Origin of the sequence: Aeromonas sp. 97A (assembly GCF_051919185.1) — a bacterium.
Lineage (GTDB): Bacteria > Pseudomonadota > Gammaproteobacteria > Enterobacterales > Aeromonadaceae > Aeromonas > Aeromonas veronii.
The window spans coordinates 3015212-3033534 of the sequence record NZ_JBQBFF010000001.1; the positions used below are offsets into that span (position 1 = coordinate 3015212).

Consider the following 18323-nt stretch of genomic DNA (forward strand, 5'->3'; position numbering starts at 1 on the left):
CTTATTAAATGACATTTTATATGTTCAATTAGAACGAGGCCCCTATGCTAGATCAAACCACCGTTGCCGTCATCAAAAGCACCATTCCGCTGCTCGAATCGGCAGGCCCTGCCCTCACCCAGCACTTCTACCAGCGGATGTTCAGCCATAACCCGGAGCTGAAAGATATCTTCAACCTGGCCCATCAACGCAGTGGCGGCCAGCCGCTGGCCCTGTTCAATGCAGTCGCCGCGTATGCAAAGAATATCGACAATCTGGGAGCGCTCGCCGGTGCGGTCGAGCGGATTGCGCACAAACATACCGGATTCCTGATCCAGCCGGAACAATATCACATTGTAGGTAGTCATCTCTTGGCCACGCTCAAAGAATTGGGCGGAAGTGCGGTCACCGACGAGGTGCTGGAGGCATGGGGCAAGGCGTATGGCGTGCTGGCAGACATCTTCATCGGCCGCGAGCGAGAGATCTATCAGGAGAAGGCCAATCAGGATGGCGGCTGGCAAGGTACCCGCACCTTCATCATCAAGGAGAAGCGAGCCGAGAGCGAACTCATCACCTCCTTCCTGCTGGCGCCGGAAGATGGCAAGCCGGTACTGACCTTCAAACCGGGCCAATACCTCAGCATCAAGCTGGTTCACCCCAAGCTGGAATATCAGGAGATCCGCCAGTACTCCCTCTCCGATGCCCCCAACGGGCAGGATTACCGCATCAGCGTCAAGCGTGAGCCACAGGGCCAGGTCTCCAACCTGCTGCACGATCACCTGCAGGCGGGTGACAAGATCGAGGTGATGCCCCCTACCGGCGATTTCTACCTGAAAGCCGACAGCCAGACCCCGGTCGTACTGCTCTCCGCCGGTGTCGGCGTGACGCCGATGATGAGCATGCTCAACCAGCTGCTGGCGAACGGCCATCAGGCTGATGTCACCTGGTTGCACGCCTGCGAACAGGGCGCTGTACACGCCTTCCGGGAGGATATTCAGCAAAAATCCCGCCAGCATCCCAACTTGCTGAGCCGGATCTGGTATAGGGAGCCGGAAGCCAGTGATGTGCAGGGTCAAGATTACGATCTGGCCGGCACCATGGATCTGACTGCCGTGAAGGAGCGCATCACGCCTGAGGCCCACTACTACTTCTGTGGCCCTGTCGGCTTCATGCAAGAGATCAAGCGGCAGCTGCTGGCGGCTGGGGTGCCAGCGGGGCAGCTCCATTACGAAGTTTTTGGCCCCCATCAAGATCTCTAAGGCGCAGGCAGCCATATAACAGAGGGAGGTTCCGGCCTGTCATGGCACGGCGGCTGGAACCGGACCCACAGGTGCAGATCTGTGGGTCATTTTTTTGGATCAGTGCATCGCCTTGGCGCGGGCCACCACGTTGGCCGGCATCCTGTTGCCAAGACGGTTGAGCAGACTCGCCGCCTTCTGGTGCAGCGCCTTGTCACCGATGACGGAGCCATGGAGCCAGCGATAGGCGTCCTCATAATCGAGCGGACTGCCCATCCCCTGCAACAGCATCTCGACCCACTCGATGCGGGCCCGCAGAAAACCGAGGCTGGCTGCCTCGCGCATCAGAGTTTCGGCTCGCACCAAATCCTTCTGCACCAAAGTTCCTTTCCAGTAGTAGCGACCCAACTGCTCCAGCGCCGGCGCCAACCCCTGATTGGCCGCCTCCCACATATATTGCACCCCGAGCTCGGCGTTGGACTTGGTACAGACCCCCCACGCCAGCATATCCCCCCAGAGGAATTGATAGGCAGGGATCTTCATCACCGAGGCGCGTGCTTCGATATCCTGAGTTAGCTGACAGCGATCCTGTTTAACCTGAGTGAGATGGCGCCCCTGCTCAATCCAGTTGAGCAGCTCGTCCTGACGATAGAGCGGCACCGCCTGCAACTCGCCAGCGGCCAGAGGCGCGGGAGGCGCCACCACAGCGGCAGGCTCAGCCGGTTTTGGCAGCGGCGCGGCCCCCTCGCCACTGCTGGCAACGGGTGTGACCGGCTCGGCCGGAAGCAAGACGGGGACAGCGTCAGAGGGCGCTGGCGTAGCAGCAGAGACAGGGGCCGTTGCCACCGCAGCACTGCTTGCTGTCGGTGCCGATGCACTTGCTGCAGGCGCATCGCTCGATACGGCAGCCGATACCGCCTCGGCACCATAAAGGGGCGCGGTGAATGCACCGACAAGAACGAGAAGGGTAAGGGGTTTCATCATAAGGATCTCCTGCTGCACTCTGTTATCGGCACCAAGCCCCATCCCCTTAGCCTTCCGGGCGGATCTCATCAATACAAAAGGGAGCCGAAGCTCCCTTGTTGGCACGGTTGACCCGCTTACTTGACGAAATCGACACCCAGCTGGATATCGGCTTTCAGGGTAGCCAGCATGCCTTCCATCGCTTCCTGCTCGAACGCGCTCAGCTTGCCGTAATCCAGTACGGTTTCGACGCCGTTCTTGCCCAGCAGTACCGGCTGTGCGAAGAAGGTGGCGTGCTCGCCGTTGCCTTCCACGTAGGCGCACTCAACAACGTTGGCTTCGCCCTGCAGACCCTTGATGAGGGAGAGACCGAAACGGCAAGCCGCCTGACCCATGGAGAGGGTCGCAGAACCGCCACCGGCTTTGGCTTCCACCACTTCGGTACCGGCATTCTGGATGCGCTTGGTCATGGCTGCCACTTCTTCAGCGGTGAAGGAAGCGCCTTCAATCTGGGAGAGCAGCGGCAGAATGGTCACGCCACTGTGACCACCGATCACGTTGACGCGAACCTTGTCGATGTTCAGCCCTTTGGCAGCGGCCACGAAGGTCTCGGCGCGGATCACGTCCAGGGTGGTGACGCCGAACAAACGACGCTTGTCATAGACACCGGCTTTCTTCAGCACTTCGGCGGCGATGGCCACAGTGGTGTTGACCGGGTTGGTGATGATGCCGATCAGTGCTTTCGGGCAAGTGGCCGCGCACTTCTCGACCAGATTCTTGACGATACCGGCGTTGATGTTGAACAGGTCGGAGCGATCCATCCCCGGCTTGCGTGCCACACCGGCGGAGATCAGCACCACATCGGCCCCAACCAGCGCAGGAGTCGGATCTTCACCGCAGAAGCCCTTGATGGCGACGTCGGTAGGAATATGACTGAGGTCAACGGCCACACCCGGAGTAACCGGGGCGATGTCATACAGGCTCAGCTCGGAGCCAGCCGGCAGACGGTTTTTCAACAGCAGAGCGAGGGCTTGACCGATGCCACCAGCGGCACCCAGAACGGCAACTTTCATGATCAACTCCATGTTTAAGCGTAGGTTTAAGGTTGTTTGTTGTTGTGCGCCCAACCTTAATGGATCCCCCCATAAAAAACAATCTGATAACAGTTGCAGTCACGGGTTCTGTGAGCCACGAAACATGCGGGAGCAAAAATTGGAGGGAAATACAAAAAGTTGGAGGAGAAGCACAGTTTTTCTGCACTTCTCCTTACCATAAAGAGGTAGTTATGAAGGTCTCAGGATTGGAATGCCAACGCCCGTTTTTCACACCAGCGAAAACCAATTGTTAACAATCCGTTCATCGCCAGATAAAGCCCGCCAGCCACCCCGAACACAGCCAAGGTATCGTAGGTCTGGGCGTTCAACCCCTGCGCCAGCCCCATAATGTCCATGATGGTGATGGTACTGGCGAGGGAGCTCCCCTTGAGCACCAGGATCACCTCGTTGGAGTAGGCAGGCACCAGATGACGGGCGGCGTGGCGCACCTTCATCCAGAGGGTCTGGCGACCGTTAAAACCAAGCGCACGACACGCCTCTACTTCACCGGCCGGGATGGCATCGAGCGCCCCCTTGAACAACCGGGTGGAGTAGGCCGCCGTGTTGAGGCCCAGCGCCAGCACGGCGCAGAACCAGGGCTGCTTGAGCAGCGGCCAGAGCGGGCTGGCTTTCAGCCACTCGAACTGGCCCGGCCCGTAGTAAATCAGGAAGATCTGGATAAGCAGCGGCGTACCGGTAAAGAGCAGCACCCACAGCTGCACCAGCTGGGTCGCCACCGGCAAGCGCAGCTCCAACACCCAGGTCATCAGGGCTGCCAACACAATCCCCAGCAGCAGGCTGAACAGGGTCAGCTCCAGCGTGGTGACCAGACCGCCCAGCAACGTAACGAGATACTCTTGCATCAGTTAGCCTCCGTAGCGGCGGGTGTAGCGGGCAGCCAGCCCGAGGCCATATTCACTCACCAGACTGATGGCCAGATAGATGAGGGCGGCGGCGGCATACCAGGTGAAAGGCTCATAGGTACTGGCCGAGGCCATCTGGGCCTGACGCATCATCTCGTTCACCCCGATAAGCGACACCAGCGCGGTATCTTTCAGCAACACCAGCCACTGGTTGCCGAGGCCCGGCAGGGCATGGCGCCACGCCTGCGGCAACACGATGCGAAAGAAGATGTGGCTCTTGCTCAAACCCAGCGCCAGCGCCGCCAGCCGTTGACCTGAAGGCACCGCATTGATCGCCGCCCGCAGGGTCTGGGTCGCATAGCTGGCGAACAGCAGGGAGAGCGCCAGCACGCCACAGGCGAACGGGCTGAACTCCACATACTCGCCAGTGAGGAGGAACAGCACCTGGGTCGAACCGAAGTAGATGAACAGCACCACCAGCAACTCGGGCAGGCCACGGATCAGCGTGGTCAGGGTGGCCACCGGCCACACCAATGCACGCTGCTTGCTGAGCTCGGCGGCACTGAACGCCAGTGCCAATACCATGCCCCCGACCAGTGATGCCAAGGCCAGCCCGAGGGTCATCCAGGCTGCATCCAACAACAGGCTCAACATGGCTTACTGCGCGAAGTATTTGTCGAAGATTTTCTGATAGGTGCCGTTGGCCTTGATCTCGGCCAGCCCCTTGTTCAGCTGGGTCAGCAGCTCCTGATTGCCCTTGGCGACCGCGATGCCAAAGCCGGTACCGAAGTACTTGGCATCCGTCACTGGCGTACCCACCACGGCATACTCCTTGTGCTGCTTCAGCCAGTCGGCAGCAACGGCAGTATCGGCAAAGACACCGTCGGTACGGCCATTCATCATGTCGAGGAAGGCGCTCTGGTAGCTGGCGTACGGCACTGTCAGCAGACCCTTGCTCACCCAGTTATCCACCAGATAGGACTGGTGGGAGGTGCCGTTCTGCACGCCGACTGTCTTGTCGACCATCTCTTCCGGCCCCTTGAAGGCCCCTTTCTTGGCGACGAATACTGCCGAGTTCTCGTAATAGATGTCGGAGAAATCGACCTGAGCGGCCCGCTCAGGGGTTACGTCCATGGCGGCGATGGCGGCATCGTAGCGACGGAATTTGAGGCTGGGGATCAGGCTGTCAAAGGCCTGGTTGTGGAAGCTGCACTCCAGCTTGGCCTGCTCGCAGATGGCGCGCGCCAGATCGATGTCAAAACCCTGAAACTCGTTCTTGTCATCCAGGTATTCGAACGGCGCGTAGGTGGCCTCGGTGGCGAACTTGATCTCTTTGGCCATGACGGAGGTACTCAACAGGCCCATGGCAGCAACCAACAACAGACTCTTTTTCATGACAGCTTCCTTATCGATTCAATATCAATGCATCAAGAATTCGGCAAACCGGCTGGTTTGCGGGGATTGGAAAATGGCAGCGGTGCCGGATTCGATGATCCGCCCCTTCTCCAGATAAATCACCTGACTGGCCACCTTGCGGGCAAAGTCGACCTCGTGGGTCACCACCACCTGGGTAATGCCGGTCTGGCTCAGGTTGCGGATGATCTCGGCCACCTCCTTGGTGATCTCGGGATCGAGGGCGGCAGTCGGCTCGTCAAACAGCAGCACTTCCGGGTCCATCATCAGGGTACGGGCAATGGCCACCCGCTGCTGCTGACCGCCGGAGAGACGGGCAGGCCAGGCATCGCGCTTGTCGGCCAGTTGCAGCTGGGCCAGCAGGTAGGCCCCCTTCTCGATGGCGGCCTCCTTGCTCATGCCGAGCACCTTGACCGGCGCTTCAATAAGATTCTCCATCACAGTGAGATGTGGCCAGAGATTGTACTGCTGGAACACCATCCCCACCTTGCGACGCAGCAGTTGGGACTGGCGGTTGAATTCGGCAGCAGAGAGGGAGTTCGGGAAAGAAAATTCACTTTCGCCAATCCGCAGAACACCCGCATCCGGGGTATCCAGCAGGTTCATCATCCGTAGCAGGGAACTCTTGCCAGCACCGCTCGGGCCCAGCAACACCAAGGTTTCACCGGGGGATGTCCGAAAGCTGACCTGTTGCAGAACCGGCACCTTGTGCCAGGACTTCTCGATACCTATTAATTCAATACCCATACAGCCCAATTGAATAAGTTTTCAAAATTTCATCCCGATTCTATCCCTAATAAAGGTTGATGCAAGCCATTTTTGAATCAATATGCAGAACAAGCGCCGCTTCCTTGCAAAAAACGGCATATGAATGCAAAATGGCCCCGCTGTTCGTATCTGCCGCCTGTATCGCACAGGCCGCCACACCTCCTCATTCGTGAGACCAAGATGAAACACAACGACAAGCAAGAAAAACTGGCCAAGGCCTTTAAAGCCTTGCTGAAAGAAGAGCGCTTTGGCTCCCAGGCAGAAATCGTCACCGCCCTGCAAGAGCTGGGCTTCGAGAACATCAACCAGTCCAAGGTATCGCGCATGCTGAGCCGCTTCGGCGCCGTTCGCACTCGCAATGCCAAGATGGAGATGGTCTACTGCCTGCCGGTGGAACTGGGCGTGCCCACCACCTCCAGCCCGCTCAAGAATCTGGTGCTGGACGTCGATCACAACGGCGCACTGGTGGTGATCCACACCAGCCCGGGCGCAGCCCAGCTGATCGCCCGCCTGCTCGACTCCCTCGGCAAGGCAGAGGGGATCCTCGGCACCATCGCCGGTGATGACACCATCTTCATCACCCCGACCAGCGATACCGATATCGAAGAGCTCTACCTCTCCGCCCTCGAGCTGTTCGAACAGACGCCGTAATGGCCGCTACCGCGTCATCGCGGTCACGCCAGAACGAAAAATCCCGGCCAAGGCCGGGATTTTTGTTTTCTGCAGCTTCGTCAGGCGGGCTTATTTGCCCTGCGCCATCAGAAAACCCTCCGATGGGGCGAAGAAAGCCGCGCCGGTCACTGCCTTGGTAAAGCGCAGCAGGTGGTCGAAGTGGCTGCCCTCCCCCTTGTACATGCTGGCCAGCATGGCGTTGAAGTGCTGCGGAGTGCGGCAGCAGGAGATGAAGTAGAGTCCCTGCTCGGTCATGGTGCCCCAGGGCATGCTCTGGCGCAGGATCTCCATGGACTCCCCTTTCGGAGTCTTGAGATTGACCCGCTTGATGTGGGCGGTCAGCGGCTTGGCAGCAGACTCATATTCGATGTTGTCAGGCTTGGTGCGACCGATAATGTCTTCCTGCTCTTTTTGCGCCAGCTTCTCCCAGTCGCTCATGGCGTGGACCCAGCGCTGGACGTGAATGTAGGAGCCACCGGCAAACTCGCCATCAGCCAGCAGCGCCACTTCGGCACGGTGTTCATCCTGCGGGTTCTCGGTGCCATCGACGAAACCGGTCAGGTCACGGCAATCCAGATTGCGGAAACCGCGCACCTCTTCGGCCAGCTCGACCAATCCGGCCAGCAGTGCCATCACGCGGTGACCGGCGTGGTGCAGCACATCCACCCGATCGGCGCGCAGCTGAATAAAAAGATCAAACGGGGTGTTGGGTGCCTCCTGACCGTTGGCGGATTGCGCCATAAAGCTGCGGAACTGGGGCGGACGGGCGGCAGGGTAGAGACCATCCCAGGCGTCGGCGCCAACAGCAACCAGACCGCTGAAACCGGCATCAGGGAAATCGGCGGCGACCGCCTGCCACAAGGCGGGCAGTTTGGCCAGACGGCCGACCAGTTCGGCGGCATCGCCGGTACGATTGAACATCAGATAGAGGGCGTGCAGATTCGGCTCTGCGCAGATCCCGGCTTGGGCTTTCATATATCTCTCCCCTGAGTAGGCGTTAGCGTTACGGGCTATTTGCGTTGCGCGATTATAAACCAGAGTGGATCCAGTTCTTTGATTTCACGACGATATCACGCGTTCAGGGCAAAGGGGCAAACAACACCAACCCATGGGGGGCAACCTTGATCCGTGCCCGCATCCCATCAAGGGGCTCGCCAATGCTCGCCTCCAGCTGCAGATCGCCACACTCGAACAGCACCCGACAGTGGTGGCCGAGGAACTGCTGCTCCACCACCTTGAGCTCCCCATCTGCGGCGCTCTCCAGCAGCAGTTGCTGGGGGCGGAGCATCAGCTGCAACTTCTCGCCCACCGCCCGGCCATGAGGCTCGCTGCCACAAATGACCCCGAGCGCCGTCTGCACGCAGTGGCTGTCCACCACCTCGGCAGCCAGATAGTTGACCCCGCCGAGAAACTCCGCCACGAAGCGGTTTTGCGGGCGGCGATAGAGCTGCTCAGGCTGGCCCACCTGCTCGATGTGACCGGCGCGAAACAGCGCCAGCCGATCGGCGAAGGCGAACGCCTCCTCCTTGCTGTGGCTGACGAAGATGGCGCCGATCCCCTGCTGCTTGAGCAGGGCGCGGATCTCGAGGATCAACTTCATCCGCACCTGGGTATCGATGTTGGAGAAGGGCTCATCCAGCAGCATCAGCCGCGGCTTGCACACCAGCGCCCGGGCGATGGCTACCCGCTGCTGCTGACCACCGGAGAGCTGGTGCGGATAGCGATCCCCCAGCCCCTGCAGATTGACCAGCGCCAGCGCCTCGTCCACCTGCTGCTGGCGGACGCGGCGATCGAGTTTGGTCAGGCCAAAGCCGACATTGTCGGCCACCGTCAGGTGGGGAAAAAGGGCGTAATCCTGAAAGATCATGCCGATGTTGCGCGCCTCGGGCGGCACGCTGGCACCCGGCCCGTCGAGCAGGGTATCGCCGAGGCGAATAGAGCCCTCTGCCAACGGCAGCAGCCCGGCGATGGCCTTGAGCAAAGTGGTTTTGCCGCAGCCACTGGCTCCCAGCAGGCAGACGATCTCGTTGTCTGCCACCGTCAGGGAGAGCTGTTCCAGCACATTGCGGCCGTTGTAACGGCTGCTGACATTTTCAACCTGCAAACAGGACAAGGCTGACTTCCTCTCGTTTCTGGCGGCGCGCTGCCTTTCGGTTCAGCACACCGCATGCAATTTCATTGACCGACGTGGCGGCTCAGTGACCCGGACTGTCCAGACTGCGGTTAACCCAGATCAGCGGCAACAGCCCCACCAGTACGATGACGATGGCCCCGAGCGCGCCGCGCTCCAGCATCTCGTCCGAGACGAACTGGTAGACGTGGGTCGCCAGGGTATCGAAGTTGAACGGCCGCAGCAGCAGGGCGGCGGGCAGCTCCTTCATGGATTCGATAAACACCAGCATGGCACCGGCAAACAGACCGCGGCGCACCAGCGGCAGATGGACACGGCGCAGCATAGCGCCATCCCCTTGCCCCAGAGAACGGGCAGCCATGTCGAGGCTGGGGGAGATCTTGCCCATGCTGCTCTCCACCGAGCCGATGGCGATGGCCACGAAGCGTACCAGATAACCGAACACGATGGCGGTGATGGTGCCGGTCAGCAGCAAGCCTGGGCCCTGACGCCCGAGCCACTCGGCCAGATCGTTGATGGCAAAGTCGAGGGCGGTGAGCGGCACCAGCACCCCGATAGCCAGCACGGTGCCCGGCATGGCGTAACCCATGGCGGCGATGCGCAGGGGCAACAGACTCTTGATCCCGCCATCGAGGCGGCGGAAGAAGCCAAGCAGCAGGGCAATCCCCATCGCCAGCAGGGCGGTTAGCGCCGAGATAGCCAAGCTGTTGCCGGCAAAGCGGACAAACTCCGGTGTCCACGACAACTCGAAGTAGCGCACCCCGTAATCGAGCAGGATGACGAACGGCAGGCCAAAACCGGCCAGCACCAGCCCCCAGCACCAGAAACCGGCCAGAGCGCGACTCATCCCCTTGAGCGGATAGCGCAGCGGCTGCTCATGGCCCATGGACTTCTGGAACACCTGCTGCCTGCTGCGCGAGCGGCGCTCCAGCGCGATCAACAGCACCACAGCCAGCAACATCAGGCAGGAGAGTTTCGCCGCGGTGGCCAGACTGCCATAGCCGAGCCAGGTGTCATAGACCGCCGTGGTCAGGGTGTTGATGGCAAAGAAGTGGACGGTGGCGAAATCGGCCAGCGTCTCCATGGCCACCAGCGATACCGCCACCATGATGGCGGGGCGCGCCAGCGGCAGACTGAGGCGGCGAAAGCTCTGCCACGGGGTACAGCCGAGCAGGCGGCTGGAGTGGATCAGGCTGACTGACTGCTCGAGAAAAGAGGCGCGGGTCAGCAGATAGACATAGGGGAACAGCACCAGCGCCAGCACCCAGGCGGCGCCGCCAAGGGAGCGAATGGCCGGAAACCAGTAATCGGCCGGACTGTTCCAGCTAAAGAGCGCTCGCAACCAGGCTTGTAGCGGGCCCGAGTAATCGAGCAAGTCGGTATAGACGTAGGCGACGATATAGGAGGGCATGGCCATCGGCAGCATCAGCGCCCATTGCAGAGCGCGCCGCCCCGGCACCTGACACATGGCCACCAGCCAGGCGGTGGGTACGCCAAACAGCAGGCTGAGCAGTACCACGCCGACCACCAGCCCCAGGGTATTGCCCAGATAATCGAGCAGCACGGTATCGGCGAGGTGGCGAAACAGCTCCCCCTCAGCCGAGAAGGCAGAGAAAAGCAGGGCTATAACCGGTAAACCCAGCAGCAGGGCGATGGCCCAGCTGCCGGTCATCCATCCAAAATTTTTCATGAGACCACAGATGTTGATGGGGCCGTTGGCCCCATCTGATTACAAGTCGAACTTCACTTCATCCAGCAACTGCAAGGCGTCCTTGCGGTGCTTGGCGTAATCGCTGACCGGTAGTGCGTCAGACTTGAAACTACCCCAGGACTTGACCATGGCAGAAGGCTCGACCCCGGCCTTGACCGGATATTCGGCGTTCACGTCCGCATACATGTGCTGGGCGGTGTCACCAGCCAGAAACTCCATCAGCTTCTGGGCCTCTGCCTTGTTCTTGGCATACTTGGTCATGGCCACGCCGCTCACGTTGACGTGGGCACCGCGGTCAGCCTGGTTCGGGAAGTTGATATAGACCGCATCCGCCCAAGACTTCTGCGCAGGATCTTTCAACATGGCGCCCAGATAATAGCTGTTGCCGAGTGACACGTCACAGATACCATCCTTGATCGCCTTGACCTGATCCCGGTCGTTGCCCTGCGGCTTGCGCGCCAGGTTGGCCTTGACCCCTTCCAGCCAGGTTTTGGTCTCAGCCATGCCGTGATGGGCAATCATGGAGGAGACCAGCGCCACATTGTACTCATGCTTGCCGCTGCGGGTGCAGATTTTCCCTTTGAATTCCGGTTTGGCCAGATCTTCGTAGCTGATGGTATCGAGCTTGCCGAGGCGATCCTTGCTGGAGTAGATGGCGCGAACCCGGGTGGTCAGGGCGAACCAGCGATTCTCCGGATCACGATAGATGGCGGGGATGTTCTCCTGCAGGATCTTGCTGTCCACCGGCTGCACCAACCCCTTGTCCACCAGATCGGTCAGACGGCTGATATCGACGGTCAGCATCAGGTCGGCCGGAGAGAGCTTGCCTTCCCGCTCCAGACGCTCGTTCAATCCCTCTTTGGCGAACACCACGTTCACCTTGATGCCAGATTCCTTCTCGAACTGCTGGATGATGGGCTTGATCAGCTCATCCTGCCGGTTGGAGTAGACATTCACTTCCCCGGCCGCCAATGCCGACTGAGCTGCCAACGCAGAGAAAGCCAGTGCCAACATCTTCATTTTCATCATCCATTCCTTGATTAGCTATACAGAGTGATAACGATTTCCGTTTGCATTCTGCATACATCTTATAAGCGGATCAAGAAAGCTCGCCGTCGCCACATCACATATTTAATCGCCCATAAATGAAAAGGGCCGGATGGAATCCCATTCGGCCTCTTCTGAGCAAAACGTTATGTTGATCAGGCTTCAATAAGCGCTCACTCCATCGGGATTCCCCGAGATCGGGAGGTCAACAGATCTGTACGTCACTGATGCGGTTCATCACAGCGCCTCGTCGTCACTCTCGCCGGTGCGGATGCGCACCGCTTGCAGCAAGTCGTAGACAAAAATCTTGCCGTCGCCGATCTTGCCGGTATAGGCCGCCTTGCAGATCGCCTCGATCACCCCTTCCACGTTATCATCGGCGGTAGCAATCTCCAGCTTCACCTTGGGCAGGAAGTCGACCTGATACTCGGCTCCCCGGTATAATTCGGTGTGTCCCTTCTGGCGGCCAAATCCCTTGACCTCGGACACGGTCAGCCCTTCCACCCCCAGGTTGGCAATAGCCTCGCGGACATCGTCCAACTTGAACGGTTTGATAATCGCACTAATCAGCTTCATCTGGTTGCTCCCAATCCATGGTGTGTCATGAATCGGGTTTCAATTCTTATGCCAAGTATTTTTATTGTTATATTTCATATAGATATAGTTTAATGCCGGCGCCATTCGCCAGGCACATCCCCATAACCGGCCAGCACGCCCCATAATGAGGCACCATGCTGCAGCGGTCAGCGGGTATGCACCAAACAAGAGCAAAACAGCATGTTAGTTATCTCCAACAGCGTCACGATTCCCTGGCATGAGCTGCAATTTCAGACCATGCGGGCACAGGGCAACGGTGGACAGCACGTCAACAAGACCGACTCCGCCGTCTGGCTGCGCTTCGATTACCGCAACTCTCCCAGCCTGACGCCCCTCTACAAGGAGGGTCTCGACAAGCTGAGCGATAGCCGGGTACACGATGGCTTTATCCTGATCCGGGTCGAGAGCCATCGCAGCCAGGACATGAATCGCAAGGAGGCGATGAGCCGTCTGGTGGAGTTGCTGAAAAAAGCAGCCTGGCGCCCCAAGGCCCGCCATGCCACCAAGCCGACCCGCAGCTCCCAGCGCAAACGGGTCGATGCCAAGAAACGCAAGGGGGATATCAAGTCCGCCCGTGGCAAACCGGTTCTGGACTGAGCCAGCCCCCAAAGGATGTCAGCCGATGAGATACAGTTTTTGCGACAGCGCCCGCGGCCCCCTGCTGGTCGCCATCGATCAGGATGGCCTGCGCTATGTGGAGTTCGTGCGGGGGGAGCAGCCGGTAACTCCGACCGATGAGTGGCAGCGTGATGACCTGGCTCTTGATCCTTTCGTCGAGCAGTTCACCGCCTATTTTGCCGGAAAATTGCAGCAGTTCGATCTGCCCATGGCAGCGAAGGGCACCCCGTTCCAGCAAACGGTGTGGAACGCTTTGTGTGATATCCCCTATGGCGAGACCGTGAGCTATCTCGAGATTGCCCAGGCTATCGGCAATCCCAAGGCAGTGCGAGCGGTAGGTGCTGCCAATGGCCGCAATCCGCTGAGCATCATAGTACCCTGCCATCGGGTGATCGGACGCAGCGGCAATCTGACCGGCTATGCTGGCGGCATTCCCATCAAGCGCTGGTTGCTGGCACTGGAACAGGAAGGCACAACATTCGAGCTGGCCCCATGAGACGGTGAGCGCCTTGGAGAGGGCGGGACAATATCGCGACCAGAATGAAAAGGCTTTCAGTCAGTGACCACGCTTTGCTGACAAGATGAACAGAAAATGAAGAATCGCCTCAGAACTACTTCAGATTGAGCTTGGCATGATGGCTCCATACTTGAATGGCACGGCTCATTCGCTGATTCAAGTAGCACCCATGTGACGCTTCCAATCTGTCTTTTTCCCCGCGCCTCCTCTGAGGCGCTTTTTTTGTGCCGACACAACAGGCCACCACCCAAGCTGAATGGCCTGAACGCCACAAAATCTGCACCAGCCCAAAAACCAAGAGGCGAAGGATCATCCTTCGCCTCTGACGTAACAGCTGGCTACTCGCTCTGGGGCAGGAATTGCAGCTCCGGCGCCGAGGAGGTCAGCACATCGGCACAATAATCCCAGGTCGAGATGCGATAGTGCTGCAGATCTTCATCCAGATGCAGGCCGTCCGACTCCTGATGGAACCAGCTGGCAAAACGGGATGGAGTGATGAGCTGGATCTGCTCTTCGATGGCGTGGCTATCCTTCCCCTCGGCCAGATCGCAATCCTCGATGACCCGCAGAGCATAGATATGGCGAAAATAGACCCGGCAGAGGATTTGCGGGGGCAGATCGATGCTGCGTGCCCGCCCCAGCATGATGGTCAGAGAGTCGCTCCAGAGATCCTGATGCAGCTCGGCCACAACCAGACCGGGCGGTAGCTGGCGGGACGGAGCCCAAGGGACGGCAACCTGCCGAATGGCATTTTTCTGTTCCATATTCACCTCACGACGACTCGCTCCCTGTCTTGAGTCTATCTGAACCACATAGTCCCGGCGAAGGCAATCGATGGACAATAAAAACGGCAATAAAAAAGCCGACGTATCAAACGTCGGCGAATAAAAAGTGCTTACAACAGAGGATTCACATATTCAGACCCGCGGGTCGAAAGATTGGTTCCCTCTTTTTGTAATTAATTTTCGGCGCGTTTAAACATCAGGGTATTGGCGTCCGACTCTTCCGGCACGAAGTAGTAACCCTCGGCGTTGAAACCGGTCAGCTGCTCCACCTCGGTCAGACGGTGCTTGATGATGTGGCGAGCCATCATGCCGCGCGCCTTCTTGGCGTAGAAGCTGATGATCTTGAACTGGCCGTTTTTCTCATCCTTGAACACCGGTGTGACAATCCGCCCTTTCAGGCTCTTGGGTCGTACCGACTTGAAATACTCGTCGGAGGCCAGATTGATCAGCACTTCATCCCCCTGCGCTGCCAGCGCGTCGTTGAGGTGGTGAGTGATCACCTCGCCCCAGAACTGGTAGAGATCCTTGCCTCGGCTATTGTCGAGCCTGGTCCCCATCTCCAGTCGATAGGGCATCATCAGGTCGAGGGGACGCAACACGCCATAGAGGCCGGAGAGCATCCGCAGGTGTGCCTGAGCAAAGTCAAAATCGGCCTCGCTAAAATCCTCTACCGCCAAACCGGTGTAGACATCCCCCTTGAAAGCCAGCAGTGCCTGACGGGCATTGGCGGGGGTGAAATCTGGCTGCCACTCGGCAAAACGGGCGGCATTGAGACCGGCCAGCTTGTCGCTGATCTTCATCAGAGTGGCGATCTGGTCCGGGCTCAGTTGGCGGGCCCGGCTAATCAGTTCGGCGGAGTGATCCAGCAGCTCGGGTTGGGTGAAACGGGGTGTCACCAGCGGTGACTCGTAATCCAGCGTCTTGGCCGGGGAAACCACAATCAGCATAACGTTCCTTTATGGCGAGGGGCCGAACGGCAGAGCGGCCCCATGATTCATTCATCCAGCGTCACATTGTCCAGCGTGCCGGTACCGAGCCGCTCGCGACCGGAGAGCTTGATCAGCAGTCGCAGGTCGTTGGCCGAGTCGGCGTGGGCGAGGGCCTCACTGTAGCCAATCTGGCCGGCGCAGAACAGGCTGAAGAGCGCCTGATCGAAGGTCTGCATACCCAGCTCGGTCGATTTGGTCATCACCTCCTTGAGGCGATGCATCTCTCCCTTGCGGATAATGTCGGTGATGAGCGGGGTATTGAGCAGGATCTCGAACGCGGCGCAGCGCCGCTTGCCATCCATACTCGGCACCAGCTGCTGGGCGACGATGGCCTTGAGGTTGAAAGAGAGATCGAACAGGAACTGGCGGTGTTTGTCTTGCGGCACCAGATGGAGGATGCGATCCAGCGCTTGGTTGGCATTGTTGGCATGCAAAGTGGCGAGACAAAGGTGTCCCGTCTCGGCGAACTGCAGGGCAAACTCCATGGTCTCCTGACTTCGGATTTCGCCGATCAGGATCACGTCCGGCGCCTGACGCAGTGAGCTTTTTAGCGCCACATCGAACGACTCGGTGTCGATCCCCACCTCTCGCTGGGTCACCAGACTGCGACCATGCTGATGGACGAACTCCACCGGATCTTCCACCGTCAGAATGTGACCATCGGCATGCTGGTTGCGATAGCCGATCATCGCCGCCTGGGTGGTCGATTTGCCCGCCCCGGTGGCGCCGACAAACAGCACCAGCCCCCGCTTGGCCATCGCAACCTCTTGCAGGATCTTGGGTAGCTGCAGATCTTCAAAGGTGGGAATGCGGGTCTCGATACGCCGCACCACCATGCCGGGCAGCTCCTGCTGCCAGAAGGCACTGACCCGAAAACGGCCAAGCGCTTCGCGATAGATCGCGTAGTTGGCCTCCTTGGTGCGGATATAGCGCTCGAAGTGATCGCTGCTGAGGGTATCCCTGACCAGCGTCAGCGCCCCCTTCTTGTCGAGCGCGTCTCCACCCAGCGACACCAGATGGCCATTTACCTTGAGGGTGGGGGGCGTCCCCACCGTCACAAAGAGATCCGACCCTTTTTTCTCTACCAGCTGGCCCAGCAGTTCATCCAGATTCATCATCTATCCCTCCCTGGGTGCGAGTCGCTTAAATGCTGTTGGGATCGACGGCCTTGGCCTTGGCATCGAGGGATGCCACCACGCCACGACTCACCAGCTGCTTGAGACTCTGATCCATGGTCTGCATGCCGTGGGTCATCCCGGTCTGGATCACCGAGTAAAGCTGGGCAATCTTGTCCTCCCGAATGAGGTTACGCACCGCCGGAATGCCCATCATGATCTCGTGAGCCGCCACCCGGCCACCGCCAATGCGCTTGAGCAGGGTCTGGGAGATAACTGCCCGCAGGGATTCGGAGAGCATGGAGCGCACCATGTCCTTCTCCGCACCGGGGAAGACGTCGATGATACGGTCGATGGTCTTGGCCGCCGACGAAGTGTGCAGGGTGCCAAACACCAGATGGCCGGTTTCGGCGGCGGTCATGGCCAGACGAATGGTCTCAAGGTCGCGCATCTCGCCCACCAGAATGATGTCCGGGTCTTCCCGCAGTGCCGAGCGCAGGGCGTTGCTGAAGCTCTTGGTATCACGGTGCACTTCCCGCTGGTTCACCAGACAGCGCTTGTTCTCGTGGACGAATTCGATGGGGTCTTCGATGGTGAGAATGTGGTGATGGAAGTTCTCGTTGATGTAGTTGACCATGGCCGCCAGGGTGGTCGACTTACCGGAACCGGTCGGGCCGGTCACCAGTACCAGACCCCGCGGGAACTCGGCGATCTTGCGGAAAATCTCCGGCGCATCGAGATCCTCGAGGCTCAGCACAGTGCTGGGGATGGTACGAAATACCGCGCCCGAGCCGCGCGCCTGCTGGAAGGCGTTGACCCGGAAACGGGCCAGATTGGGCACCTCGAACGAAAAGTCGACCTCGAAGTTCTCCTCCAGCTCCTTGCGCTGATGGTCGTTCATGATGTCGTAAATAAGGGCATGCACTTCCCGGTGTTCCAGGGCGGGCAAATTGATCTTGCGAACCTCACCATCAACCCTGATCATCGGGGGAACCCCGGCCGAGAGGTGTAGATCCGAGGCTTTATGCTTTACACTGAAAGCCAATAACTCTGTGATATCCATAGACTTGTCATTCTCCCATCACAAGATCACTAACGAAATATGAACCAGATTGCCCAGCACCTGTTTCAGGTAAAGGAACGTATTGCCCAGGCCGCCGAACGGGCGAGCCGCAACCTGCAGCAGATCCGCCTGCTGGCCGTGAGCAAGACCAAACCTGTCGAGGCCATCATGGCCGCCCATGCCGCAGGTCAGCGCTGCTTTGGCGAATCCTACGCTCAGGAAGCAGCGGCCAAGATCGATACCTTGCGCCAGCAGCCGGAATATAGCGACATAGAGTGGCACTTTATCGGCCCTTTGCAATCGAACAAATCCAAACTGGTCGCCGAACGGTTTGACTGGGTGCAGAGCGTGGATCGGGACAAGCTGATCGACCGCCTCAACAACCAGCGCCCAACTACAATGGCACCGCTAAATGTTTGTCTGCAAATCAATATTAGCGGAGAGAGCAGCAAATCCGGAACGTCGGAACAAGAGATTTTCCGCCTTGCCGAGCTGGTCTCCCACTGTGACCGACTGGTGCTGCGGGGACTGATGGCCATTCCAGAGCACACCAGTGACGAGCGCGTGCTGGCCGCCCAAATGACCCGCATGCAGACTCTGTTCACCGAGCTTGCGCGACAATACCCCACGGTGGATACCCTCTCGATGGGGATGACCGAGGATCTTGAACTGGCGATAGCCCACGGCAGCACCATGGTGCGGGTCGGCACCGCCATCTTCGGCGCCCGTGACTACTCATAGGCAAGGCCAGTGGATAACC

20 protein-coding genes are annotated in these 18323 nt (G+C 59.2%); 5 read left to right on the forward strand and 15 right to left on the reverse strand.

Annotated elements, in window-relative coordinates:
- The first annotated feature begins 44 nt into the window (after nucleotides 1–44).
- Nucleotides 45–1238, forward strand: a complete 1194-nt coding sequence (hmpA, locus tag ACTG27_RS13545; RefSeq protein ID WP_227273001.1) for an NO-inducible flavohemoprotein — start codon at nucleotides 45–47, stop codon at nucleotides 1236–1238.
- A gap of 99 nt (nucleotides 1239–1337) precedes the next feature.
- Here hmpA and ACTG27_RS13550 read toward each other — a convergent pair whose 3' ends face one another.
- From ACTG27_RS13550 to ACTG27_RS13575, 6 genes are all read right to left on the reverse strand, one after another.
- Nucleotides 1338–1922 (reverse strand): tetratricopeptide repeat protein, encoded by a 585-nt coding sequence (locus ACTG27_RS13550; RefSeq protein ID WP_026034955.1) that lies wholly within the window; start codon nucleotides 1920–1922, stop codon nucleotides 1338–1340.
- Between the two features lie 395 nt (nucleotides 1923–2317).
- Nucleotides 2318–3253: a malate dehydrogenase gene (gene mdh / locus ACTG27_RS13555; protein WP_005340384.1), complete on the reverse strand. Its 936-nt coding sequence runs from the start codon at nucleotides 3251–3253 to the stop codon at nucleotides 2318–2320.
- A 221-nt stretch (nucleotides 3254–3474) separates the two neighbouring features.
- Nucleotides 3475–4137, reverse strand: coding sequence for an arginine ABC transporter permease ArtM (gene artM, locus ACTG27_RS13560; RefSeq protein ID WP_005348902.1), 663 nt, complete (start codon nucleotides 4135–4137; stop codon nucleotides 3475–3477).
- Nucleotides 4138–4140: 3 nt separating this feature from the next.
- Nucleotides 4141–4791: an arginine ABC transporter permease ArtQ gene (artQ, locus tag ACTG27_RS13565; RefSeq protein ID WP_159142996.1), complete on the reverse strand. Its 651-nt coding sequence runs from the start codon at nucleotides 4789–4791 to the stop codon at nucleotides 4141–4143.
- A 3-nt stretch (nucleotides 4792–4794) separates the two neighbouring features.
- On the reverse strand, nucleotides 4795–5532 hold the full coding sequence (locus tag ACTG27_RS13570; protein WP_005348898.1) for a transporter substrate-binding domain-containing protein: 738 nt from the start codon (nucleotides 5530–5532) through the stop codon (nucleotides 4795–4797).
- A 24-nt stretch (nucleotides 5533–5556) separates the two neighbouring features.
- Nucleotides 5557–6297 (reverse strand): ATP-binding cassette domain-containing protein, encoded by a 741-nt coding sequence (locus ACTG27_RS13575; protein WP_005357971.1) that lies wholly within the window; start codon nucleotides 6295–6297, stop codon nucleotides 5557–5559.
- A 201-nt stretch (nucleotides 6298–6498) separates the two neighbouring features.
- Between ACTG27_RS13575 and argR the strand changes: the two genes are divergently transcribed.
- Nucleotides 6499–6969, forward strand: a complete 471-nt coding sequence (gene argR, locus ACTG27_RS13580; protein ID WP_005340378.1) for a transcriptional regulator ArgR — start codon at nucleotides 6499–6501, stop codon at nucleotides 6967–6969.
- Nucleotides 6970–7059: 90 nt separating this feature from the next.
- Here the strand turns inward: argR and ACTG27_RS13585 are convergent, their stop codons facing one another.
- From ACTG27_RS13585 to glnK, 5 genes are all read right to left on the reverse strand, one after another.
- Entirely contained in the window at nucleotides 7060–7965 is a 906-nt protein-coding gene (locus ACTG27_RS13585; RefSeq protein ID WP_040067425.1) for a Dyp-type peroxidase, read from the reverse strand.
- Nucleotides 7966–8068: 103 nt separating this feature from the next.
- Complete coding sequence (locus ACTG27_RS13590; RefSeq protein ID WP_236316902.1) at nucleotides 8069–9103, reverse strand: ABC transporter ATP-binding protein; 1035 nt, start codon at nucleotides 9101–9103, stop codon at nucleotides 8069–8071.
- An 82-nt stretch (nucleotides 9104–9185) separates the two neighbouring features.
- On the reverse strand, nucleotides 9186–10811 hold the full coding sequence (locus ACTG27_RS13595; RefSeq protein WP_439979804.1) for an ABC transporter permease: 1626 nt from the start codon (nucleotides 10809–10811) through the stop codon (nucleotides 9186–9188).
- A 39-nt stretch (nucleotides 10812–10850) separates the two neighbouring features.
- Nucleotides 10851–11858 (reverse strand): Fe(3+) ABC transporter substrate-binding protein, encoded by a 1008-nt coding sequence (locus ACTG27_RS13600; RefSeq protein ID WP_005340374.1) that lies wholly within the window; start codon nucleotides 11856–11858, stop codon nucleotides 10851–10853.
- Between the two features lie 258 nt (nucleotides 11859–12116).
- Complete coding sequence (glnK, locus tag ACTG27_RS13605) at nucleotides 12117–12455, reverse strand: P-II family nitrogen regulator (RefSeq protein ID WP_005341406.1); 339 nt, start codon at nucleotides 12453–12455, stop codon at nucleotides 12117–12119.
- A gap of 201 nt (nucleotides 12456–12656) precedes the next feature.
- Here glnK and arfB point away from each other — a divergent pair, with 201 nt between their 5' ends.
- Complete coding sequence (arfB, locus tag ACTG27_RS13610) at nucleotides 12657–13073, forward strand: alternative ribosome rescue aminoacyl-tRNA hydrolase ArfB (RefSeq protein WP_021230947.1); 417 nt, start codon at nucleotides 12657–12659, stop codon at nucleotides 13071–13073.
- A 25-nt stretch (nucleotides 13074–13098) separates the two neighbouring features.
- Nucleotides 13099–13590 carry a methylated-DNA--[protein]-cysteine S-methyltransferase gene (locus tag ACTG27_RS13615; RefSeq protein WP_439979805.1) on the forward strand — a complete coding sequence of 164 codons (492 nt, stop codon included), beginning with the start codon at nucleotides 13099–13101 and terminating at the stop codon, nucleotides 13588–13590.
- A gap of 359 nt (nucleotides 13591–13949) precedes the next feature.
- On the opposite strand, the gene ACTG27_RS13620 is transcribed toward ACTG27_RS13615, so the two are convergent.
- The 4 genes from ACTG27_RS13620 to tapT form a co-directional block, all read right to left on the reverse strand.
- On the reverse strand, nucleotides 13950–14375 hold the full coding sequence (locus ACTG27_RS13620) for a hypothetical protein (RefSeq protein WP_005340360.1): 426 nt from the start codon (nucleotides 14373–14375) through the stop codon (nucleotides 13950–13952).
- Nucleotides 14376–14569: 194 nt separating this feature from the next.
- Nucleotides 14570–15343, reverse strand: a complete 774-nt coding sequence (yaaA, locus tag ACTG27_RS13625) for a peroxide stress protein YaaA (RefSeq protein WP_064338818.1) — start codon at nucleotides 15341–15343, stop codon at nucleotides 14570–14572.
- A 47-nt stretch (nucleotides 15344–15390) separates the two neighbouring features.
- Nucleotides 15391–16500, reverse strand: coding sequence for a type IVa pilus ATPase TapU (gene tapU, locus ACTG27_RS13630; RefSeq protein WP_439980524.1), 1110 nt, complete (start codon nucleotides 16498–16500; stop codon nucleotides 15391–15393).
- Between the two features lie 28 nt (nucleotides 16501–16528).
- Complete coding sequence (tapT, locus tag ACTG27_RS13635) at nucleotides 16529–17563, reverse strand: type IVa pilus ATPase TapT (RefSeq protein ID WP_005340354.1); 1035 nt, start codon at nucleotides 17561–17563, stop codon at nucleotides 16529–16531.
- Nucleotides 17564–17602: 39 nt separating this feature from the next.
- Here tapT and ACTG27_RS13640 point away from each other — a divergent pair, with 39 nt between their 5' ends.
- The gene (locus ACTG27_RS13640) at nucleotides 17603–18304 is read left to right on the forward strand and encodes a YggS family pyridoxal phosphate-dependent enzyme (RefSeq protein WP_439979806.1); all 702 of its coding nucleotides are present in this window, start codon (nucleotides 17603–17605) and stop codon (nucleotides 18302–18304) included.
- The last annotated feature ends 19 nt before the right edge of the window (nucleotides 18305–18323 follow it).